Annotated in this window: 17 protein-coding genes and 1 riboswitch; of the genes, 5 read left to right on the top strand and 12 right to left on the bottom strand. The window is 61.2% G+C overall.

Going from position 1 to position 21,208, the window contains the following annotated elements:
* Positions 1 to 27: 27 nt before the first annotated feature.
* From AB1E42_RS05550 to AB1E42_RS05530, 5 genes are all read right to left on the bottom strand, one after another.
* Positions 28 to 696, bottom strand: a complete 669-nt coding sequence (locus AB1E42_RS05550; protein ID WP_368345999.1) for a cell wall hydrolase — start codon at positions 694 to 696, stop codon at positions 28 to 30.
* Positions 697 to 848: 152 nt separating this feature from the next.
* Complete coding sequence (locus tag AB1E42_RS05545) at positions 849 to 3,428, bottom strand: putative PEP-binding protein (protein WP_368345998.1); 2,580 nt, start codon at positions 3,426 to 3,428, stop codon at positions 849 to 851.
* Positions 3,429 to 3,479: 51 nt separating this feature from the next.
* On the bottom strand, positions 3,480 to 5,519 hold the full coding sequence (gene glyS / locus AB1E42_RS05540) for a glycine--tRNA ligase subunit beta (protein ID WP_368345997.1): 2,040 nt from the start codon (positions 5,517 to 5,519) through the stop codon (positions 3,480 to 3,482).
* Positions 5,519 to 6,046: a DUF6446 family protein gene (locus AB1E42_RS05535; protein WP_368346375.1), complete on the bottom strand. Its 528-nt coding sequence runs from the start codon at positions 6,044 to 6,046 to the stop codon at positions 5,519 to 5,521. The genes glyS and AB1E42_RS05535 overlap by 1 nt, the downstream gene beginning before the upstream one ends.
* Entirely contained in the window at positions 6,046 to 6,966 is a 921-nt protein-coding gene (locus AB1E42_RS05530; protein ID WP_368345996.1) for a glycine--tRNA ligase subunit alpha, read from the bottom strand. The genes AB1E42_RS05535 and AB1E42_RS05530 overlap by 1 nt, the downstream gene beginning before the upstream one ends.
* A 198-nt stretch (positions 6,967 to 7,164) precedes the next feature.
* On the opposite strand from AB1E42_RS05530, the gene AB1E42_RS05525 reads away from it, so the two are divergent.
* Positions 7,165 to 8,898, top strand: a complete 1,734-nt coding sequence (locus AB1E42_RS05525) for a peptidoglycan-binding protein (RefSeq protein WP_368345995.1) — start codon at positions 7,165 to 7,167, stop codon at positions 8,896 to 8,898.
* A 46-nt stretch (positions 8,899 to 8,944) separates the two neighbouring features.
* Here AB1E42_RS05525 and AB1E42_RS05520 read toward each other — a convergent pair whose 3' ends face one another.
* From AB1E42_RS05520 to metZ, 3 genes are all read right to left on the bottom strand, one after another.
* Positions 8,945 to 10,393, bottom strand: a complete 1,449-nt coding sequence (locus AB1E42_RS05520; RefSeq protein ID WP_368345994.1) for a TrkH family potassium uptake protein — start codon at positions 10,391 to 10,393, stop codon at positions 8,945 to 8,947.
* Between the two features lie 94 nt (positions 10,394 to 10,487).
* Positions 10,488 to 11,591: a GTP cyclohydrolase FolE2 gene (folE2, locus tag AB1E42_RS05515; protein WP_368345993.1), complete on the bottom strand. Its 1,104-nt coding sequence runs from the start codon at positions 11,589 to 11,591 to the stop codon at positions 10,488 to 10,490.
* A gap of 108 nt (positions 11,592 to 11,699) precedes the next feature.
* Complete coding sequence (gene metZ / locus AB1E42_RS05510) at positions 11,700 to 12,875, bottom strand: O-succinylhomoserine sulfhydrylase (protein WP_368345992.1); 1,176 nt, start codon at positions 12,873 to 12,875, stop codon at positions 11,700 to 11,702.
* 51 nt (positions 12,876 to 12,926) lie between these two features.
* A riboswitch (SAM riboswitch) is annotated at positions 12,927 to 13,004 on the bottom strand.
* Between the two features lie 81 nt (positions 13,005 to 13,085).
* Here metZ and AB1E42_RS05505 point away from each other — a divergent pair.
* Entirely contained in the window at positions 13,086 to 13,796 is a 711-nt protein-coding gene (locus AB1E42_RS05505) for a glutathione S-transferase family protein (RefSeq protein ID WP_368345991.1), read from the top strand.
* A 10-nt stretch (positions 13,797 to 13,806) separates the two neighbouring features.
* Here AB1E42_RS05505 and AB1E42_RS05500 read toward each other — a convergent pair whose 3' ends face one another.
* The 3 genes from AB1E42_RS05500 to ftsY are packed head-to-tail and all read right to left on the bottom strand — an operon-like array spanning position 13,807 to position 16,773.
* On the bottom strand, positions 13,807 to 14,412 hold the full coding sequence (locus AB1E42_RS05500) for an inner membrane-spanning protein YciB (RefSeq protein WP_368345990.1): 606 nt from the start codon (positions 14,410 to 14,412) through the stop codon (positions 13,807 to 13,809).
* Complete coding sequence (locus AB1E42_RS05495; RefSeq protein ID WP_368345989.1) at positions 14,412 to 15,314, bottom strand: DMT family transporter; 903 nt, start codon at positions 15,312 to 15,314, stop codon at positions 14,412 to 14,414. Before AB1E42_RS05495 ends, AB1E42_RS05500 begins: the two co-directional genes overlap by 1 nt.
* 4 nt (positions 15,315 to 15,318) lie before the next feature.
* Positions 15,319 to 16,773: a signal recognition particle-docking protein FtsY gene (gene ftsY, locus AB1E42_RS05490; RefSeq protein WP_368345988.1), complete on the bottom strand. Its 1,455-nt coding sequence runs from the start codon at positions 16,771 to 16,773 to the stop codon at positions 15,319 to 15,321.
* Between the two features lie 123 nt (positions 16,774 to 16,896).
* Between ftsY and AB1E42_RS05485 the strand changes: the two genes are divergently transcribed.
* The gene (locus AB1E42_RS05485; protein ID WP_368345987.1) at positions 16,897 to 17,922 is read left to right on the top strand and encodes an alkane 1-monooxygenase; all 1,026 of its coding nucleotides are present in this window, start codon (positions 16,897 to 16,899) and stop codon (positions 17,920 to 17,922) included.
* On the top strand, positions 17,912 to 18,310 hold the full coding sequence (locus AB1E42_RS05480; RefSeq protein ID WP_368345986.1) for a hypothetical protein: 399 nt from the start codon (positions 17,912 to 17,914) through the stop codon (positions 18,308 to 18,310). The genes AB1E42_RS05485 and AB1E42_RS05480 overlap by 11 nt, the downstream gene beginning before the upstream one ends.
* A gap of 2 nt (positions 18,311 to 18,312) precedes the next feature.
* On the opposite strand, the gene xseA is transcribed toward AB1E42_RS05480, so the two are convergent.
* Positions 18,313 to 19,875: an exodeoxyribonuclease VII large subunit gene (gene xseA, locus AB1E42_RS05475; protein WP_368345985.1), complete on the bottom strand. Its 1,563-nt coding sequence runs from the start codon at positions 19,873 to 19,875 to the stop codon at positions 18,313 to 18,315.
* 69 nt (positions 19,876 to 19,944) lie between these two features.
* On the opposite strand from xseA, the gene purD reads away from it, so the two are divergent.
* Positions 19,945 to 21,207 (top strand): phosphoribosylamine--glycine ligase, encoded by a 1,263-nt coding sequence (gene purD / locus AB1E42_RS05470; RefSeq protein ID WP_368345984.1) that lies wholly within the window; start codon positions 19,945 to 19,947, stop codon positions 21,205 to 21,207.
* Position 21,208: the final 1 nt, after the last annotated feature.

Here is a 21,208-nt window from a genome sequence, read left to right as displayed (position 1 = left end):
CTCAAGAACCAGAGAAACGACAGTTGATCAGTTAGAGGCGGTGCGCGTCGGCATGCGGTAAAAATGATGCACGCCAATCGTCGCCGTGCGCGCAAACCGGCGCGACCATGACGGGTTCACCCAGTTCGCATGATAATGCGTCGCCCCATCGGTCAGCCCCGTTTCTGCGCCATCCATCAAAAGCCGCGCAACCTTGCCCACAAGGGTCCACGCTTCCGGCTCCGACACGGTTTCCAGCCGCCCATCACAGGTATAGGTGAACTGGCAGGCAAATTTCCGACCCGTGCCCTGATTGACAACGCGGCAAATGCTATCGGGGAAGGATGCGCTCTCCACACGGTTCAGGATCACTTCGCCCACCGCGAACATCCCCGCGATGCTTTCGCCACGCGCCTCGAAATACAAAGCTTCGGCCAAGCATTCCCACTGGGGGCCGCCATCCGCACGCGGCATCTCTGCCAGAAACGCGCGATCATAAGCAAAAGCCTCGCCCTCATTCGTCGCACGCGGCGGCGCGGTCAATGCGTTGAGGCGCGATGAAGGCAGCACAGCCAAGGCTTCGCGCTCCTGCCCCAAAAGTGCGCCCAGCCGATCGGCGAGCCCCTCTTCAGCGGCGGCAACATTTGCAACCAGCCCCAACATCATGCCGCTCATAACAACGCGGCGTACCCATCGACCAAAACGCGTGAGAGTCATCGACCCATCCGTGATACACGCGATCTGCCTCGCGCAAGCGGGCCGTTCCTAGGGGAAAACCGGCTCTGCGTCTAGCATTACGGCCTGCGACCTATGCGCATGGGCTCAAAGGGTTCTAGATACGGTGGCAACTATGCAATTGGCTACAAAATCTAGGCTTCGAGTGTTGCCCCAATGGCCAGCTGAGCGGCGGAAAGTCGCGCAACGGGCACCCTGAAGGGCGAGCACGACACATAATCAAAGCCCTGTTCACGGCAAAAAGCGATCGCGGCACGGCTTCCACCATGCTCACCACAAATCGAAAGAACGATGTCCTTGCGCCTCTGTCGCCCGCGCTCGGCGCCGATGGACAGCAGCTCTCCAACACCGTCAATATCGAGACTGTGGAACGGATCTTCCTCGTACACATGCGCATTCACATAGGCCGACATGAACCGCCCCGCATCATCGCGCGACAGACCATAGGTCATCTGCGTGAGGTCGTTGGTCCCGAAAGAAAGGAAAGCCGCATGTTCGGCAATGTCGCTAGCCCGCAGCGCCGCGCGGGGCGTTTCAACCATCACGCCCAGCCGGTAGGCAAAATCCTTGCCCGTCTCCGCCTTGACCGACGCTGCCACCGCATCCACCCGCGTCTTGACCAGTTCAACCTCTCGCATCGCGCTCACCAGCGGGATCATGATCTCTGGCACAACAGGCGCGCCCTTTGTACTCGCGGCAACGGTTGCCTCGAATATCGCCCGCGCCTGCATCTCGTAGATTTCCGGCACGGTGATCCCGAGCCGAACTCCCCGCAGACCAAGCATCGGGTTATACTCGGTCATTGCCTCTACACGGGTGGTGACATCCGACAGCGGCAACGCCAACTGGTCAGCCAGTTCCCGCAAACCCGCTTTATCAGACGGGAGAAACTCGTGCAGCGGCGGATCAAACAGCCGGATGCAGACCGGCTGCCCCTGCATGATCTCGAACAGTTCGGTAAAATCGCCCCGCTGCATCGGCAGCAGCCGCTCCAACACCGCTTTGCGCTCCTCGGCACTGTCGGCAAAGATCATCTCGCGCATCACGCCAAGGCGATCCCCTTCAAAGAACATATGCTCCGTCCGGCACAGCCCGATCCCCTGCGCCTTGAAGTTTCGCGCCGTTTGCGCATCCGCAGGCGTGTCGGCATTTGCCCGCACGCCGATATCGCGGAACTCGTCCGCCCATGTCAGCAGCGTCTTGAACGCATCATCGAGCTGCGCTTCCAACATCGCCGCCTGCCCGTTCAGGATCTCGCCCGTGGTGCCATCAACAGTGATCACATCGCCAGCGGCAAAGACCCGCCCGCGCGGGCCAACAAAGGCCTTGGTCTTACGATCAAACGTCAGGTCCGATGCGCCCACCACACAAGGCAGGCCCAAGCCACGCCCGATCACCGCCGCGTGGCTGGTTATGCCACCGCGCACCGTCACGACCGCTTGCGCCGCATGCATGCCTCGAATGTCCTCCGGCGTCGTTTCACGCCGGATCAGAATGCACGGTTCTCCCCGCGCTGCGCTCGCCTGCGCGTCATCCGCGGTGAAAACGATCTTTCCCGTCGCAGCACCCGGGCTGGCCCCGATCCCCTTGGCGATCAGGTCGCGCGCGGCCTTCGGGTCTACCTGCCGGTGCAGCAGCTCCGATAGCGCCGTCGGCGTCACCCGCATAAGCGCCTCTTCGCGCGGGATTACCTTATCTTCGGCCAACGCAACCGCGACTCGCACCGTCGCGCGGCTTGAGCGCTGCACCCGTACGGCGTCAAGTATCCTCAGCTTGCCCTGATCAACGACGAACTCGATCTGCATTTCCTCACGCAAACGCTTGCGGGACAGCTCCCCATGCGCAAGCAACTCGGCAAAGATCTCCGGCATTTGTTCTTCGACCGAAGGTCCGCGCTCATCCTTCGTCAGGAACAATGCACCCGACCCCGCCGTCAGCGCCTCACGGCCTTGGCTTTGGCTCAGGTAACGCCCCGTGATCCGCTGCTCGCCGGTCGCCTCGTCAATGAACTGGATCACCCCAGAGCCGCATTCTCCCGGGCCGACACCGAGCGCCATTTCCTGCACGACCAGACCCAGACCCGCATCCGCCGGTGCGCCACGCGCCTGTCGCAAGAGCCGCGCCGACGTGCCATCCCAAGCCCGCGCCATCGAGCGCAGCACTTCGGACAGCTGCTCCGCAGGGCTTTGGGGGAATGTTTCATCCGTCTCGTATTCGTAAGCATCCAGCGCCGCTTGCAACGCCGCAGGCGTCGGTGCCTCGGGCAAATCAAACGCATCCGGATCAAGCCGCGCCACATGCACCGCATAAGATTGAATAAACCGCAGATAAAGCGCCGTGGCGGCTGCTTCCCCGATCTCTTCGATCATAGCGACGTATTTCTTATCGTTCATCCCGATGTTCAGGATCGCCCCCGGCCCGCCCCAATCCGGGTCTTGGCTCGACGGCCGCACCGAGAGCAGCGGCGCATCCCCAAACGGTGCCATGATCGCGGCCATGTCAGGCAGGTTGCCATGCGCGAGATCAAGCACCGCTTTGAAAGACAGCGCCACCGTCGTCGGCACCGGCATGTCCAACCGCACCAAGCGCTGAAGGCACTTCGCCCGCCCGCCATGCACAGCCGGCGACATCGCCGCGGTGGCGGTGATCAGCGTAATTGGTTCGAATCGGCGCTCTTTCTGCACTGCAGCACTCCAATGAGATGGGCCGAGCATAGGCAGCTTCCGATTCGCGGCAAGGGAAACTTCAAAAAATCGAAGGAATCCCTAGCCTTCGACGACGCGAAGGTCCGCCACCGAACCGCAAATGCTGCGAATGCGAGAAAGTAGGTTCAACCGGTTCCGCCGCACCACTTGATTGTCGCTGTTCACCTGCACCGCCTCGAAAAACGCATCAATCGGCGCGCGCAGTTGCGCCATTGCGGCCATCGCTGCGGCAAAATCCTGCGCAGCCATTGCCGGTGCGATCTCGGCTTCAGCCGCATCCAACGCAGCAAAGAGCGCCTTCTCCGCCTCGTCCTCGGCAAATTTCACATCCGCACCGAATGAATACTCAACGCCGTCCTTTTCCTCGGCCTGCGTCAGAATATTATTCGCCCGCTTAAACCCTTGCAGCAGGTTCTCACCGTCATCGGTCGTGAGGAACGCGCCCAGCGCCTCGGCCCGCTTGACCAACAGCGCCAAATCATCCGCCCCGTCCATCGCGATACAGGCATCAATCACATCATGCCGCACGCCCTGATCCCGTAGGAACACCTTGAGCCGGTCATGGAAGAAAGAAAGCAGATCATCGCTCACCCCTTTCACAGCGCCGAGCGGCAGCGTCAGCCCATTCACCAGCACCAGCCGGATCACCCCCAGTGCGGCACGGCGCAGGGCAAACGGGTCTTTCGATCCCGTGGGCTTCTCGTCAATCGCCCAGAAGCCAGTCAGCGTGTCCAACTTATCCGCCAGCGCCACAGCCACCGAAACCGGCGCAGTCGGCACATCGTCCGACGGTCCGAGCGGCGAGTAATGCGCCTCACATGCCGCCGCGACCTCCGCTGGCAGCCCCGCTGCCTCGGCGTAATAGCGCCCCATCAAGCCCTGCAATTCAGGGAATTCATAAACCATCTCGGAGGACAAATCCGCCTTCGCCACTTCCGCCGCCTGCACGGCAAGCGCTGCCTCCGCACCCACCATCGGCGCAATTTCACCGGCCAGCGCCGCAATCCGCGCGATCCGCTCGGCTTGGCTGCCAAGCTTGTTGTGGAACGTCACATTGGCAAGGCTCTCCCGCCACGCGCCCATGCCCGCCTTAGCAATCCGCAGGTCATTCTCCCAAAAGAACTTAGCATCCGACAGCCGCGCCGCCAGCACCTTCTGATTGCCTGCAAGGATCGTCGCGCCGTGGTCAGCGGTTTCCATATTGGCCACAGTCACGAACTTCTCGATCCGCCCGGTTTTCGGGTTCCGCACGCTAAAGAACTTCTGATGCTCTTTCATCGAGGTCTGCAACACCTCTGGCGGCAGTCCCAGAAACGCATCATCAATCGCACCGAGCAGCACGACCGGCCATTCTACCAGCCCGGCGACTTCGGCCAAAAGGCCTTTATCATCAACAACTTCCAATCCCTGCGCAAAGGCTTGATTGGTCGCGTCGTGCCAGATCATCTCGGCCCGCTCCTCGGCGCGCAGCACAACCTTCGCCCGCTTCAGCTTGGCCTCATAGTCGTCAAACCCCGTCACGCGGAAGGCATCGCCCGCCATGAAACGATGCCCGCGCGTCACGTCGCCCGCCACGATCCCGTCGATCTCCAACGGCACCACTTGCGCGCCCTGCTCATCGCTCATCAGGCAAATGATCGAATGCAGCGGCCGCACCCACCGCAGGCTCCCCGCGCCCCAGCGCATGGATTTCGGCCACGGAAAATTGCGCACGGCCTTTTCCAGCACCTCGGCCAAGATCTCCGCAGCCGTCCGTCCGGGCTTCTCGATCACAGCGAAGTAGACCTGCCCCTTTTTCTCGTCGCGGACCTCAAGCTGTTCCTTGCTCAGCCCCGTCGCCCGCAGGAAACCCTCGATCGCCTTTTCCGGCGCATCCACACGCGGCCCCTTGCGCTCCTCGCGCACGGGCTTGCTCTCGGCGGTCAGCCCTTCGACCGACAACGCCAAGCGCCGCGGCGTCGAAAAAGCCGCCGCCCCCGCATAGGTCAGCCCCGCTTCAACCAAACCGTTGGTCACAAGCGACTTCAGGTCATCAGCCGCCTTGCGCTGCATCCGCGCGGGGATTTCTTCAGAAAACAGTTCAATCAGAACGTCAGGCATCAGTTCGCCCCTTCGGGTGGTGTCGGACAGCCTTCCGGCGCCGCGTCGCCATCAAAGACGACCTCGCCGCAGGCATTGATTTGGTTCCAGCCAAAGCCGCGGCCATCCGGCATCACGGCAATCACGCGGTCAATCCCGTAGGTGATGTTCTCTTCACCAAGGAAAGCCACAGCCCCGCCTTGCTCCAGCGCTTCACCGATTTCCTGCGCGTCAAAACAGTCAAACCAGCTCGGCGCCACGAGCGGCTCGGCTGCATCGTAAATCGCATAGGTTTCGGTCATCATCGCCACGCTCAGCGGCGTCTCGAAGCAAGAACGGAACCGGATCGGAGAACTGTCGCTATCAATGGCCTTGAGGTTTTCTGTCAAAATACCTTCAGATTGCCCGGTATTTAGGTCGAAAACTTTCACATTTCCAACATCAGCCGGATCCAACTCCTCGTAGAAGGCATAGACCTGCAAGTAGTACATCGCACCGCCCGCGACCAGCGCGCTGAGCAACAGCAACAGCGCCATAAACCGCCCCATCATGCTGCAAACCCTCCTGCTTCGGTCTGCACAAAGGCATCCGCGCACAGTTTCGCAAGCGCTCGGACCCGCCCGATATAGGCCTGCCGTTCGGTGACAGAGATCACCCCACGCGCATCCAGAAGGTTAAACAGGTGCGAGGCCTTGATGCACTGATCATAGGCCGGATGCGCCATGATGATCCGCTTGCCGGTTTTCGGGTCTTCCGCCGGCGCTTCCAACAGGCGCTGGCACTCGGCTTCAGCATCTTCGAAATGGCGCAGGAGCTTTTCCGTATCGGCAACATCAAAATTGTGCCGCGAATATTCTTCTTCGGTCTGCCGGAACACATCGCCGTAGCTCAGCGCAATTGGTGCATCCGGGTCGTTGAACGGCATATCCATCACATGATCCACACCCAGCACATACATCGCCAAGCGCTCAAGCCCGTAGGTCAGCTCGCCCGAAACCGGATGGCAATCATGCCCGCCCACCTGTTGGAAATAAGTGAACTGGCTCACCTCCATCCCGTCGCACCAGACCTCCCAGCCCAAGCCCCACGCGCCAAGCGTCGGGCTTTCCCAGTCATCCTCGACAAAACGGATGTCATGCAGGTTGGCGTCGATGCCAATCGCTTCCAGCGATCCCAGATAGAGCGCCTGCAAATCCGGCGGGCTGGGCTTAATCAGTACCTGATACTGGTAGTAGTGCTGCAAGCGGTTCGGGTTCTCACCGTAGCGCCCGTCCGTTGGGCGGCGCGAAGGCTGCACATAGGCCGCGGCCCAAGGTTGCGATCCCAAGCTGCGCAGCGTGGTGGCAGGGTGGAACGTGCCCGCACCCACTTCCATGTCATAGGGTTGCAGCACCGCGCACCCTTTTGATGCCCAATAGCTTTGAAGTCGCAGAATGATTTCCTGAAAGGAACGGGGTTTCTCCGCCATTTTCGCCTCTTTTCGCGCCCTCTTTTGCGTTGCCCCGTTCCATATGCGGCGGGGGCGGCAGGGTCAATCGCGCCTTGTGTGCCACAGTTGCGCAAACTTGCTGTTTTGGGTGCTGACTGGCGGAAAATCTCTGATAGTTTCCCCCAAACTGCGACGCCACCACAGCTCGCGACAGTCAACAGATTTGGAACAAGAATAATGAAGCGCACCAGTCTCGCGGTCCTGTTATCGACCGTCATCGCCGTCCAAGCCTATGCCCAGGAGCCTTTCTGGATTCAGGTCGAAGCCGAGCCAACTCTCACCGATGCCCAGTTCCGCGCCAATGATTATGACAGTACCTTCGATACGGTAAACGGTTTCCTGTCTGCCAGCGGCTGGTACGCCATTGCCCTTGGCCCGTTCGACCGCGATACCGCCGTGGCCAACATGCGCCGCCTCAAGGCGCAAGGCATCATTCCCGGTGACAGCTTCCTGACCGATGGTGATCAGTTCCGCGAGCGTTTCTGGCCGGTCAACGCGGCCGCTAGCGACAGCACCGAGGCAGCAACCACGCCGGTTCTCGCTCCCCCTGCCGCTGATCCTCTCCCGATCACCCCACCGGATCAAACCGTGGCAGAAGCCCGCAGAAGCGAGGCCGCGCTCAGCGCCACCGCCCGCGAAGAACTCCAAATCGCGCTCAGATGGGCGGGTTTCTATAATGCAGCGATTGATGGCGCCTTTGGCCGTGGCACCCGCGCAGCGATGGAAGCATGGCAGCAGGCCAATAACCACGAACCTACGGGCGTTCTCACAACCGCCCAGCGGGCCGAACTCCTGCGCCAGTACAATGCGGTGCTCGAAGGGCTCGGCCTGACAATCGTTAGCGACAGCAGCGCTGGCATCGAAATGTTGATCCCGATGAGCGTGGTCGAATTCACCTCTTATGATCCACCCTTCGCCCGTTTCGATGCGATCGACGGCAGCGACGCCCAAGTCCTGTTGATCTCCCAGCCGGGCGACAGCGTGACCCTCGCGGCCCTCTACGACGTGCTGCAAACGCTCGAAATCGTCCCGCCTGAAGGCCCGCGCAGCCGCCGGGGGGACAGCTTCCAAATCGAAGGCGTCAACAGCCGTATTCACACCCATATCCAAGCGGCAACCGACGGCCGTACCGTCAAAGGTTTCGCACTGGTCTGGCCCGCTGGCGACGAAGAACGCCGCAGCCGTTTGTTGAGCGAAATGCAGCAAAGCTACCGCGAAATCTCGGGTGCGCTCGACCCAAATTCGGTACCAATTGATGAGAGCCAATCCATCGATTTCGTTTCTGGTTTGGCGATCCGGTATCCTGCTTCTACAGCGTCAGGTGTTTTTGTGGATGCCAGCGGCGCCGTCCTCACTGCGCTACCCGCCGTTGAGGCCTGCGACGCCCTGACCATCAATCGCAATTTCGCCGCCAGCATCGCGCATCGTGATCCGGCCACCGGCCTCGCCGTCCTGCGCCCCGAAGACCCGCTTGCCCCGATCAGTGTTGCGCGTTTCGACAGCGCCGTTCCTCGGCTCGGCGCGCGTGTTGGGGTTGCGGGCTACTCATATGGCGGCGTGCTACCGATGCCCACCGTCACCTACGGCACGCTCGAAGATCTCCGTGGCCTCGGCGGGGAGGAGCATCTCAAGCGCCTTTCAGTGAGCACGGCGGCAGGCGATGTCGGCGGCGGCATTATGAACCTGTCAGGCGATCTCCTCGGCATTCTGGCGGCAACCCCTGCCGACGGCGACCGCCAGCTCCCCCCCGGTGTCGGCTTCGCAGTCGACACGGACGCCATTCTGCCTGTCTTGAGCGCGGCTGGTATCTCCGCCCTGAGCGCAACGCCATCGGGCGAGGAGCTCACCCCGACCCAGCGCTCCAACCGCGCGGCAGAAATCGTGGCCCTTGTCGGTTGCTGGCAAGACTAGATCGCGCACATATTTGTTGATTCTGCGCGCTTTCCCAAGCGCGGGGTCACGCCCGCCAGAAGCGCGGCAACAACAACACAAACACCGATACGATTTCCAATCGCCCCACCAGCATTCCCAGCACCATCAGCCACTTGGCCGCATCGGGGAACTGATGGATCGCGCCTGATGCCGTCACCTCGGCACCAAAAATCGGCCCGATGTTAAAGATCGACGTCCACGCCGCCGTCACCGCCGCCAAGAAGCTGATCCCTGTCGCGCTCAACGCCACGATCAACACCCCAAAGCTGAGGATAAAGCAGGTGAATAGGAGCATGATCGAGTCGATCACCTCGCCCGAGACTGCGCGCCCATCGAACCTGACCGAAACCACGCGGTTCGGGCTGTGGATGCGTCGGATCTGCGCCGATATTGCCCGCAAAGCGATCTGGTACCGAAAGACCTTGATCGAACAGCCGGTCGAGCCGGAACAGCCCCCAACCGCGCCAACGCAGATCAGAATGGCAAAGGCAAACGGCCCCCATGCCAGCACATCCCCGTCGCCATACCCAGTCCCAGAGAAAATCGACACGACGTTGAATAGCGTTGAGCGAAACAATTCCTCGCTAAAGCCACCCTCGGCATTCGTCCGGTAAGCAACGATCAACACCACCGCGTAGACTGTCCACAGCAGATAGGCCCGCACCTGCGGGTCCAACATCAAGGGCTTTGTTTCCCCTGCCAAAAGCTGGATCAGCCGCACAAAGGGCAAGGTCGCCAACAACATGAAAAAGACCGCCACATATTGCGGCGCGCCGGGGAATGCCGCGAAAGAACTGTCCGAGGTCGAGAACCCGCCCGTTGCAATCGTCGTGAATGAATGAACGGTCGCTTCCTGCACAGTCATCCCCGCCAGCGCATAGGCGCCAATGCAAACCACCGTCAGCAGAACGTAGATGCCCAACAAACCCTTGGCGATGTCCAGCGCGCGCGGCAGCGCCTTGCCAAGCGTGTCAAACCCTTCCGATTGGAAGAACTGCATCCCGCCGACCTTCATCACCGGCAGGAAAATCATCGCCACGATCACAATGCCCAACCCCCCAAGCCATTGCAAAATGCCGCGCCATAACAGGATGCCATAGGAATGGCTTTCCAACGCGGGAATCGCAGTCGCTCCGGTGGTTGTCATCCCCGACATCGATTCAAAAATCGCGTCAACAAAACTCAGGTGCGTCTCACCGATGATGAAAGGCAACGCTCCAAAAAACGGCAGCGCGATCCAGACCCCGACAGTCAGCAGAAAGCTTAAACGGACGTTCATCCCCGCTTCTGTGCCATTGGCGCAAGCCATCGCCACAAGCACACCAGCCATGAATGTTATCGTCGCACTTTGCAGGAAGGTCCGCCATTCAGAGTCACCCTCCACCAGATCGAAAAACATCGGCCCCAGCATCATCAGGCCAAGCACGGCCACCAAAAGGCCGATCACATATCCGACGGGGCGCAGGTCCAACATGGGGCGGATCGTTGGCGTGGCCGGTCCGCCCTGTCAAGCGAAAGCGGGCGCAAGCGCCCGCCTTCCCCTTGAAATGTCACTTGTTGCCCGCGCTTTAGCCGACGTGGAATAACGTGCTGAAAAGCTTGGGATCAATGCTGTCCGTGGCAAAGGTTTCGCCCTCGGTCAGCACGCTGACCGCATCATGACTGTGCAGGCTCTCCTGATGGCTCGCCACCACGCGAAAATCACCGATCCGCGGGTCTTTCTGCAATTTCTCACAGAACAGCCGCGCCGCATCTTCCACGAAAATCGGGTTGGAAGCGTTCAGCTCGGCAAAGGCTTGCTCGTCCTCGCGCTTCACCATCACCTGTGTTTCGGTCGGGACCGCCGCGCGCGCCATCTCGATCAGGTCTTCGAACCACACCACCGGCGCGTCCCGTTCCAGCATCACCGACACACGCGCAACCGAGCGCTGCGAATGCGGCGTTGCCAGTTGCCCGCGGGTCTGGCGGGCATGTTCGCTCAGTTCCAGCGAGCATGGGCAGGTCGAGGAATAGACATAGTCCAGATGCACGATCTTCTTGCGCACGCCCGCTTTTTCAACAAGCTCCAGCGCGATGTCATAATACTGGTACCCTTCCAGCCCAGAGCGCAGCGATTGCACCTTCATCGGGAAAGAGAAGCGCATCTGGATTCGCGCATCAAAGCTTTCCAGATCGGATTTATAGCTGTCCAGCGCGCGCTCGATCACTTCGAAGGAGAATGTCTCCTCAGCGTATTTGTAAAAGCTGCGCATGATACGAGACATGTTGATGCCCTTCTTTTCGGCATCAAGGCTCACCGTTCCCGTCACGGATGTTTGTAGCGTCAAGTCACCGTTGTCCCGCGTGCGGAACCGGATCGGCAGGCGGAAGTTTGAAATCCCCACATGCTGAATTTGCTGCTTGGCCCCGCGGATCAACGATGTCGGGCCGTTTTGCAGGTCTGGAAGGCTATCCTTATAGGCGTCTGTCACTTTGAAATCACGCGGATAGCTGCGAGAAAGCACCGGATAGCTGTCCACCTCCGGCTCCTCGGTCAGCAGGCGGATCTGCGGATCAAGCGCTGTCACCTCCCCGTCCGACGCGAGCCCTGCCCACCGGCGCACGACCTCCAGCGCGGCTGCCGCCTCTTCCTTGGTTGGCTCCCGGTCCATATCCGTCGTATGAAAGTTCATATCGTGATCCTCAACGGTGACGCCCGCCTGCTTTTTAGATGGGCATTGGTTAACGATGTTCAAACAAAATCGTTAATACTACGCTAACTTCCGACATAAGGATCACAATTACAGCGCCAGTAACGCATTTTCTACGTCGCGTAGCAAATCGTTTCCGCCTTCCAACCCAACGCTGAGTCGCACCAGTCCAGGCGTAATGCCCAGCGCCGCCTTCTGATCATCCGCCAGCCTCTGGTGGGTTGTGGTAGCAGGGTGAGTCGCAATGGATTTCGCGTCACCCAGATTGTTCGAGATCACCACAATCTTCAGCGCATTAAGGAACTTGAACGCCCGCTCTTGCGAGCCGAGATCCAGCGCCAGTACCGTGCCGCCAGCGCCCATCTGCGCGTGGCACAGCGCGTGCTGCGGATGGCTCCTAAGACCGGGATACAGAACGCGGCTCAATGCGTTATGCCCTTCCAGCGCCTCGGCCAGCATCTGCGCGCTCTCGGTCTGCGCTCGCACCCGCAATTCAAGCGTTTCCATGCCCTTAAGCATCAGCCATGCCGAAAACGGCGAAAGCGCACCGCCGGTATGCTTCAGATACGGCTCCAGAACACCGCGAACATAGTCCTTCGCGCCGAGAACGACTCCGCCCAACGCGCGGCCTTGCCCGTCAATATGCTTCGTTGCCGAATACACGACGACATCCGCGCCCAGCGCGATGGCATTCGAATACACCGGCGTTGAAAACACATTGTCCACCACAACTGTCGCGCCCACCGCATGGGCCAGCTTCGAAACAGCCGCAATATCAATCACTTCCAGCGTCGGGTTAGAAATACTCTCGAAGAACACAGCCTTCGTATCAGGCCGGATTGCCGCTTCCCACTGCGCCAGATCGGTCCCATCGACGAAGCTCACTTCCACCCCGTAACGGGTCAGCACCTCTTCAAGGATGTAGAGACAAGAGCCAAACAGCGCCCGCGCCGAGACGACGTGATCGCCCGCCTTCAGCATCGACACCAGCGCCCCGTTTACCGCCGCCATACCGCTGGCGGTGGCAAAGGCATCCTCTGCCCCCTCAAAGGCAGCGATCCGATCCTCGAACATACGCACAGTCGGGTTGCCATAGCGGGCATAGATGAACTCGTCATCGCCAAGCTGCTGGAACCGCGCCTCCGCCTGTTCCGCACTGTCGTACACAAAGCCCTGCGTCATGAAGATCGCTTCGCTGACCTCGTTATACTGGCTCCGCCGCACGCCGCCGTGCACTGCCTTCGTCCGTTTGCTCCAATCGTCCATCGTTTGCCCCTCTCGGCACGAAAAAACCCCGACACCGGAAAAGGTATCGGGGTGACAAACCCGTCGACCTCTTTAGCGGCATATTTAACGTGGCCCGCAATCCGGTAACAAATCGCCACAAAAATCTCTTACGCCCACCCCGCGAAAAGGTCAACGTATCCCTTGTATCTCGGTGCGTGCAGGTTACGTCTTGCACAGGGAAGAGGCACAATGACACAACCGATTCAATTTTACTTCTGGCCCACGCCAAACGGCTGGAAAATCTCCGTCGCGCTAGAGGAAATGGCGCTGCCCTACGAAGTGACGCTGATCAACATCAACGCGGGCGATCAACACAAGCCAGAGTTCCACGCCATCAACCCACACGGCAAAATGCCCGCCATCACCGATCCTGATGGCCCCGACGGCGCACCGATCACAATCTTTGAGAGCGGCGCGATCTTGCAATACCTCGCCCGCAAAACCGGCCTCTTCTACGGCACAACCGAACGCGCGCGGATCGAGGTCGATCAATGGCTCCACTGGCAGGTTGCCTCCGTCGGCCCGATGGCCGGCCAGGTGCATCACTTCGTGAAATACGCGCCCTTCTTCGATCCGCCGGTGATCAACACCTATGCCCAGGACCGCTACGTCAACGAAACCGCGCGCCTTTACGGAATGATGGACAAGCGGCTGGCGGAATATGAATTCCTCGCCGGTGATTTCTACTCCATCGCGGATATGGCCGCTTGGGGATGGTCCTCGCTCTGGGAGGGCCAGCGCCAAACGCTTGAGGATAAACCCCATTTCGCCCGCTGGCTCAATACGATGGCCCAGCGCCCCGCCGTCCAGCGCGGCCGCGCTCTCCATGCCGAGCTTCGCGATGGCACACCGTTCGATCCGCACACCATGCGCGATGCCCTTTTCGGTGCCAGCCGCTAACCAGCGGCGGTTATTCCTTTTCCGGCAGTTCGATCAGGTACTTTTGCAGCACCATGATCTGCCCCCACAGGAACAAGAACATCACCGCGGGGAAGGCGAACGTTTCCAGCTTCACCCACAGATCAGTACTCTGCGTCCGCCAGATGATCTCATTCGCCACCGCCAGCGCCGTGAACATCGCCGTCAGCCGCCGCGTCAGGATCATCCACCCCTCACGTTGCATCGGCAGCAACTCACCCATGATCCATTCGAGATAGCTCGTGCCCCTCAGCAGCCCAAAGCCGAGGATCGCGGCAAAAACCCCATAAACAATGGTCGTCTTCATCTTGAAGAAGGCTTCATTGTTGAACCACGCCGTCAACCCGCCGAAAAACACGACCATAAAGGCAGTAAATACCTGCATCCGGCTCATCTTCCGCGTCAGCGCCCACAGGATCGCCATCGCCACCAGCAGGATCGGCACAAAGATCAGCGTCGCAACGATAAAGCCTGAATATTCCGTTCCGCCAAAGGTGAACACATCATCGCGGATGCGCAAATAGATGAAGAAAAACGCCAGCGTTGGTCCCAGCTCCAGCACCTGCTTCAGCAGGGGATTGATCTTACGTTCGGCCATTATCCACCCATTTCTACCAGCACGGCCCCCGCCGCGATCATTGTCATCAGCACCAAGCGGCGCGGGCCTACCTTCTCGCCCAGAATGAACCAGCCGATCAAGGCCGCAAAAACGGTCGAGGTTTCCCGCAGCACTGCCGCCTCGCCCACCTTGCCCAACCGCGTCGCCAACATCACGCCGCCAAAACTGAACCACGCGATCACCGCCCCAGCAACCCCGCGCAGCATAAGCGCCCCCAATGCAGGCTTTTCCGGCATCCGCCGGTACCGCATGTAGGCCAGCACCGGAAAGTCTAGCGCGGTGATAAAAAAGAACCATGCCAGAAAGGTAAACGGGTTCAGCGACTGCCGGATGCCCCATGCATCATAGGTGGTGTAAACCGCAACCGTCAGCCCCCCGATCACCGCCCACAACATCCCGATTTTTAGCGCGGCAGGGTCGATCTTCTCTTCCGAAAGGTTGCGCAAGGCCAGCAACAAGATGCCCCCCGATAGGCATGCCACCCCTGCCCACTGCACAGGCGTGAAAAACTCATGGAAGATGATGCTCGCCGCCATCACGGTGAACAGCGGCCCCGATCCCCGCACCACCGGATAAACCACCGTGTAAGCCGCCTTTTCATAGGCCAACGCCATCGACAGCTTGTAGGCAAAATGGATCACCAACGCACCGAGCAGGATCACCATCGTCTGGCCCGTCGGCCACGGCACCAGAAACAGCGCAACCGGCGCCGACAGGATCGCCAACCACAGGTCAATCGCCCCACGGCTCATCCACGGATCATGCTTGCCCTTTTGCAGCGCGCCAAAGCTCGCATGCGCCACCGCAGACATCAGCGCCAACAGCGTCGCCAGCCGCGCCCCTTCTGGTGTACCGGCGATCGAGACTAGCCATTCTCCCATTGGCCTAGTCCGTCAGCCCCACGAGCGCTGCAGCAAATTCTTCCGGGTCAAACGGGGCCAGATCGTCGATCTGCTCACCTACGCCAATGGCATGGATCGGCAGGCCGAACTTATCCGCCAGCGCCACCAGAACCCCGCCCTTCGCCGTACCGTCAAGCTTGGTCATCACCAGCCCCGAGACGTCGGCAAGCTTCTGGAACACCTCCACCTGATTGACCGCGTTCTGCCCCGTCGTCGCATCCAGTACCAACAGCGTATTATGCGGCGCTTCAGGGTCTTTCTTGCGGATCACCCGCACGATCTTCGCCAGTTCTTCCATCAGGTCGGCACGGTTTTGCAAGCGGCCTGCGGTGTCGATCATCAACAGGTCCGCGCCATCCTCTTGCGCCTTGGTCATCGCATCAAAGGCAAGGCTCGCAGGGTCCGATCCTTCAGGCGCGGTCAGCACCGGCACACCAGCCCGCTCGCCCCAGACCTGCAATTGCTCAACAGCTGCCGCACGGAACGTATCGCCCGCCGCAATCACCACTGATTTCCCAGCCGCGCGGAACTGGCTCGCCAGTTTGCCAATCGTCGTGGTTTTGCCAGAGCCGTTAACCCCAACCACCAGCACCACCTGCGGGCGCTTGGCATAAATCGGCAATGGCCGCGCAACGGGCTCCATGATGCGGCCAATCTCACTGGCCATCAGCCGCTTGATCTCCTCGACCGAGAGCTTTTTGCCCAAGCGCCCCTCCGCCATGTTCGCCGTCACCCGCATCGCGGTTTCGACCCCCATATCAGCGGTGATCAGCAGCTCCTCAAGCTGCTCCAGCATGTCGTCATCCAGCACGCGCCGCACCACCGGCTTGGGCGCTGAACGGCCCAGCATCCGGCCCAAAAATCCGGTCTTCGGCGCTTCTTCAGCGGCCTCTTCCAGATCAGGCGCCACCGCGCGATCCACTTCCAACGGCTGCGGCTGCACCTCGACAGGGCGCTGTTCCGGCTCAGGCTCAGGCTCAGGCTCAGGCTCAGGCTCAGGCTCAGGCTCAGGCTCAGGCTCAGGCTCAGGCTCAGGCTCAGGCTCAGGCTCAGGCTCAGGCTCAGGCTCAGGCTCAGGCTCAGGCTCAGGCTCAGGCTCAGGCTCAGGCTCAGGCTCAGGCTCAGGCTCAGGCTCAGGCTCAGGCTCAGGCTCAGGCTCAGGCTCAGGCTCAGGCTCAGGCTCAGGCTCAGGCTCAGGCTCAGGCTCAGGCTCAGGCTCAGGCTCAGGCTCAGGCTCAGGCTCAGAAATCGCCTCGCTCACCTCGGCAAGCGTGTCAACCGCAGCCTGCACCTCCTGCGGCGCTGTCTCCTCAACCTCAGTGACCGGCTCATCGCCCGCTTCAGCGCTACCGCCGTCCTCAACAATTGCCTCCAACCCCTCATCAATCTTCGAGGAGGACTTGAGCAATCTGTCCTTGAGCTTCTTAAAAAACGACATCGCGGCAGGCCTTTTAGGAATTCTTCTTCCCACCTAATCGCAAAGAACCGAATTGGGAAGGCCTCCCCACTGGACCCGACGCGCACGGCGGTTATCATGCGCGCATACATCACCGGAAACCCAATGCGCCTTTTCGCTATCGCCACTCTCACAGCCTACGCCTTGCTCATCGCGGGTGCGCTCGCAGGTGGGCTCTGGGTGCTTGCCGCGCTCGCCTATATGACGGCACTCACAGCGCTCCTTGATGAATGGGTTTCCCGCCGCTCCGCAGCCGCCAATCCCGACGCCTCCCAGACCGCAGCGGATGTGCTCTCGGCCTTCTTGGCTATGGCCCATCTCGTCTCGCTTGCGGCCACCGTCGCCGCGCTCGCAGGCGATGCGCTCTCCCTTCCCGCCAAGCTGGCGCTGTTCGCGGCGGCAGGTCTGGTCTACGGGCAAGTAAGTAATTCCAATGCACACGAATTGATCCACCGCACCGATCGCTCCCTGCGTAGCCTCGGCGTCTGGGTCTATGTCTCGCTGCTCTTCGGTCATCACGCCTCGGCGCATCCGCTTGTCCATCACCGCTTTGTGGGGACGGATGCCGACCCCAACAGCGCCCGCCGTGGCGAAAGCCTCTACCGCTTTCTGCGCCGCGCGTGGGTCGGCTCTTACCGCGCCGGTTGGCAAGCCGAACGCGACCGCCTCCAAAACACGGGCAAAAGCCAACTCGCCCACCCCTATCTCCGCTACTGGGCAGGTGCTGCGCTGATGCTGTTCCTTGCCGTGGCGATCGGCGGCGCATGGGGCGTTCTGGCATATCTGCTGCTCTGTGCCTTCGCACAAATGCAGCTCCTGATGTCGGATTACGTTCAACACTACGGCCTGCGCCGCGCCACCGGCGACAATGGCAAACCCGTGCCCATCGCCCCCGCACATAGCTGGAACAGCCCGCACTGGTATTCTTCAGGATTGATGCTCAACGCGCCCCGCCACTCCGATCATCACGCCCATCCCTCGCGCCCCTACCCGGCACTGACCCTCGCTCCCGATGTGCCAATGCTTCCGCGGTCACTGCCTGTGATGGCCTGCGTCGCCCTCTATCCACGCTTGTGGCGGCGGGTGATGGACCCAAGATTGGCAAAATGGCAACAAAGCAATGCAGCGTAAACCGCTTGCCCTCCTAGCGGCGCTCCTCTGGGCCAGCACGCTCAGCGCCGCCGAAAAGCCGCTAAGTCCAGATGCTTTCGCGGCCCTCACCCTCGGCCGCACCCTCGGCTACGCCCGCGCCGGCGAAACGATCTACGGCACCGAAACCTACTTCCGCGACCGCCGTGTGATCTGGTCATTCGAGGGCGAAGCCTGCCGTTCGGGCCACTGGTACGCTTCTGCCACGGGCGAGATCTGCTTCATCTACCCGCCCGATGACACGCCCCAATGCTGGAAGTTCTTCCTTAAAAACGACCGCCTCCGCGCGCGCTACTCCGGCAGCCCAAGCACCGAACTTTACGAGGTATCCGACCACCCCGGCCAAACCTGCCCCGGCTTCGGCTCCTGATGTTATAGAAGAGTCCCTTGCTCCGGTGGGGCTTTTGGCGCGGGCTTCTTCGGCTTACTGCCCCCGCCGCCACCCCCGCCGCTGCCGATAACGAGCTTGCCATCGGCAAATTCCAGCTCCAACTCGCCCGCTGCCCGCGCAGCCTTGGTCCCTGTGACCAACGCGCCATCACCGCGCACCACCGCATAACCGCGCTTGAGCGTTTCTTTATAGCCGAGCGTCTCCCGTAGGCGGTCAAGCGCCTCCACCCGCGCCCGCCGTGTGTCCTCCAAGCGCCGCGCGGCATCCGCGAACTGCCGTGACACCCGCGCCAAACGCTCCCGCTCTCGCCGCGTCTCGCGCGCCAGCGTGTCGGGCCGCATCCGTGCCACCAACGCCTCCAGCGCCCGCCGTTGATCCTTGGCATAGCGCGCCAAAGCCGGATCGAGCCTTGCTGCCGGTTGCGCCAGCTCCCGTGCCGCCTGCCGCGTCCGCGATTGCAGTACCGAAGGCCGCAGGCTGCCGCTTGCCTCGCTCAACCGCAGCGCCTTCCGCGCCGTGGCTGTCCGCAAGGCAACCGGCAGTTTTTCCGCATTCACATCAAAGGCTTGCCGGTAGGGCGCGAGAATCGCATCGCCCTTCGGCAAGGCCCGCGCAATATCCCGCAAGCGCTGCTCCCGCAGGCGCAGCGCCTGTTGCATTGCTTGCCCCAAGCGCCCGCCTTGGCTCTCGACCCATGCCATCAGCTCCAATCGCACAGGCACCGCCCGCTCTGCCGCCGCCGTCGGCGTTGGCGCGCGGTAATCGGACACATAATCGATCAGCGTCGTATCCGTCTCATGCCCCACAGCCGAGATCAGCGGTATCTCACTCGCCGCCGCCGCCCGCGCCACGATCTCCTCGTTGAAGCCCCACAGATCCTCGATGCTGCCGCCACCCCGCGCCACGATCAACAGATCGGGCCGTGGCAGCGCACCGCCCGGCGTCATCCGGTTGAACCCCTCAATCGCCGCCGCCACATCCGGCGCACAGGCATTGCCCTGCACCGCCACCGGCCAGACAAGAACCTTCCTCGGGAAGCGATCCCGCAAGCGGTGCAAAATATCGCGGATTACCGCCCCCGTGGGCGAGGTCACAACGCCAATCACCTCCGGCAGAAACGGCAGCGCCGCCTTGCGCTCCGGCGCAAAAAGCCCCTCCGCCTGCAACATCGCCTTGCGCTTTTCCAGCATCGCCATCAGCGCGCCCGCCCCCGCAGGGGCGACATCTTCGACATTCAGCTGGTATTTCGATTGCGGGCCAAAGGTCGTCATCTTGCCCGTCGCGATGACCTCCATCCCCTCCTCGGGGCGATGGGTCAGCTTTGAAACCTGCCCCTTCCAGCTTACGCACGCCAGCGTCGCGCGATCGTCTTTCAGGTCAAAATACATATGCCCCGTGCGCGCGATGACCACGCGGCCCACCTCGCCGCGCACCCGCACATGGCCAAACTCACCCTCGATCGTCCGCTTCACCGCGCCAGAAATTTCCGCCACGCTGAACTCGGGTGTGTTGCCGCTCGCCGCCTCGTCTTCAAACAGGTCCATCTGTCGCTCTTGCTCTTACCTTCCCCCGACCTTAGAACGCCCGCAATCAAAGGCCAAGCGGGGGACGCAATGAACATTCTGGTTTTGGGCAGCGGCGGGCGCGAACACAGCCTCGCTTGGGCGATCAAGCAAAACCCCAAATGCGATCGGCTGATCTGCGCGCCCGGCAATGCTGGCATGGCCGAAATCGCCGAATGCGCGTCGATTGACATCAACGATGGCGATGTGGTCGCGACCTTTGCCGCCGAGAATGCCATTGATTTCGTGGTCATCGGCCCCGAAGCGCCTCTCGCTGCTGGTGTTGCCGACAGATTGCGCGATGCAGGACTTTCAGTTTTCGGACCTTCCGCCGCCGCTGCGCGGCTGGAAGCCTCCAAATCTTTCACAAAAGCGATCTGCGATGCGGCCAACGCCCCCACTGCCGCCTATGAGCGTTTCACCGATCCCGCACCCGCCAAAGACTACATCCGCGCCCAAGGCGCGCCGATTGTAGTAAAGGCTGACGGCCTCGCCGCCGGCAAAGGCGTGATCGTCGCAATGACCGAGGCGGAAGCACTTGATGCCATCGACGATATGTTCGGCGGTGAGTTTGGCACCGCCGGTGCCGAAGTGGTCATTGAAGAGTTCATGGACGGCGAGGAAGCCTCGTTCTTCGTACTCGTCGATGGTGAAACTGTTCTGCCCATCGGCACAGCTCAAGATCACAAGCGCGTCGGCGATGGCGATACCGGCCCCAATACCGGCGGCATGGGCGCCTACTCTCCCGCGCCGGTCCTGACCGACGAAATCGCCCAAAAAGCGCTCGATGAAATCATCCGTCCGACGATGGCGGAAATGGCCCGTCAGGGCATGCCCTACCAAGGCGTCCTCTACGCGGGCCTGATGATCAAGGACGGCCAGCCGCGCCTTGTGGAATATAACGTTCGCTTTGGCGATCCTGAATGTCAGGTTTTGATGATGCGGCTTGGCGGTCAGGCCTTCGATCTGATCCAGGCCTGTGCCGAAGGCCGCCTTGCTGACGTCGCGGTCAAATGGGCCGACGATCACGCAATCACCGTCGTCCTCGCCGCAAACGGCTACCCGGGCAGCTATCAGAAAGGCAGCGAAATCAAAGGCCTGAACATCCTACCCGAAGATTCCTCCAACATGGCATTCCACGCAGGCACCACCGAAGTTGATGGCAAGATCACCGCAACCGGCGGCCGCGTCCTCAACGTCACCGCGCGCGGCGCCAGCCTGCAAGAGGCCCGCGACCGTGCCTATGCGATGGTCGATGCGATTGACTGGCCCGAGGGCTTCTGCCGTCGGGATATCGGCTGGCGGGCGCTCTAGG

Origin of the sequence: Pelagovum sp. HNIBRBA483 (assembly GCF_040931995.1) — a bacterium.
Lineage (GTDB): Bacteria > Pseudomonadota > Alphaproteobacteria > Rhodobacterales > Rhodobacteraceae > JAEPMR01.
The sequence above is the reverse complement of the archived record's forward strand: the minus strand, read 5'-3'. Positions and strand labels throughout refer to the sequence as shown.

Excerpts from the sequence above, each read along its gene's own strand:
- AB1E42_RS05550 (WP_368345999.1), bottom strand. The coding sequence starts at position 696 with ATGACTCTCACGCGTTTTGGTCGATGGGTACGCCGCGTTGTTATGAGC.
- AB1E42_RS05545 (WP_368345998.1), bottom strand. The coding sequence starts at position 3,428 with ATGCTCGGCCCATCTCATTGGAGTGCTGCAGTGCAGAAAGAGCGCCGA.
- glyS (WP_368345997.1), bottom strand. The coding sequence starts at position 5,519 with ATGCCTGACGTTCTGATTGAACTGTTTTCTGAAGAAATCCCCGCGCGG.
- AB1E42_RS05535 (WP_368346375.1), bottom strand. The coding sequence starts at position 6,046 with ATGGGGCGGTTTATGGCGCTGTTGCTGTTGCTCAGCGCGCTGGTCGCG.
- AB1E42_RS05530 (WP_368345996.1), bottom strand. The coding sequence starts at position 6,966 with ATGGCGGAGAAACCCCGTTCCTTTCAGGAAATCATTCTGCGACTTCAA.
- AB1E42_RS05525 (WP_368345995.1), top strand. The coding sequence starts at position 7,165 with ATGAAGCGCACCAGTCTCGCGGTCCTGTTATCGACCGTCATCGCCGTC.
- AB1E42_RS05520 (WP_368345994.1), bottom strand. The coding sequence starts at position 10,393 with ATGTTGGACCTGCGCCCCGTCGGATATGTGATCGGCCTTTTGGTGGCC.
- folE2 (WP_368345993.1), bottom strand. The coding sequence starts at position 11,591 with ATGAACTTTCATACGACGGATATGGACCGGGAGCCAACCAAGGAAGAG.
- metZ (WP_368345992.1), bottom strand. The coding sequence starts at position 12,875 with ATGGACGATTGGAGCAAACGGACGAAGGCAGTGCACGGCGGCGTGCGG.
- AB1E42_RS05505 (WP_368345991.1), top strand. The coding sequence starts at position 13,086 with ATGACACAACCGATTCAATTTTACTTCTGGCCCACGCCAAACGGCTGG.
- AB1E42_RS05500 (WP_368345990.1), bottom strand. The coding sequence starts at position 14,412 with ATGGCCGAACGTAAGATCAATCCCCTGCTGAAGCAGGTGCTGGAGCTG.
- AB1E42_RS05495 (WP_368345989.1), bottom strand. The coding sequence starts at position 15,314 with ATGGGAGAATGGCTAGTCTCGATCGCCGGTACACCAGAAGGGGCGCGG.
- ftsY (WP_368345988.1), bottom strand. The coding sequence starts at position 16,773 with ATGTCGTTTTTTAAGAAGCTCAAGGACAGATTGCTCAAGTCCTCCTCG.
- AB1E42_RS05485 (WP_368345987.1), top strand. The coding sequence starts at position 16,897 with ATGCGCCTTTTCGCTATCGCCACTCTCACAGCCTACGCCTTGCTCATC.
- AB1E42_RS05480 (WP_368345986.1), top strand. The coding sequence starts at position 17,912 with ATGCAGCGTAAACCGCTTGCCCTCCTAGCGGCGCTCCTCTGGGCCAGC.
- xseA (WP_368345985.1), bottom strand. The coding sequence starts at position 19,875 with ATGGACCTGTTTGAAGACGAGGCGGCGAGCGGCAACACACCCGAGTTC.
- purD (WP_368345984.1), top strand. The coding sequence starts at position 19,945 with ATGAACATTCTGGTTTTGGGCAGCGGCGGGCGCGAACACAGCCTCGCT.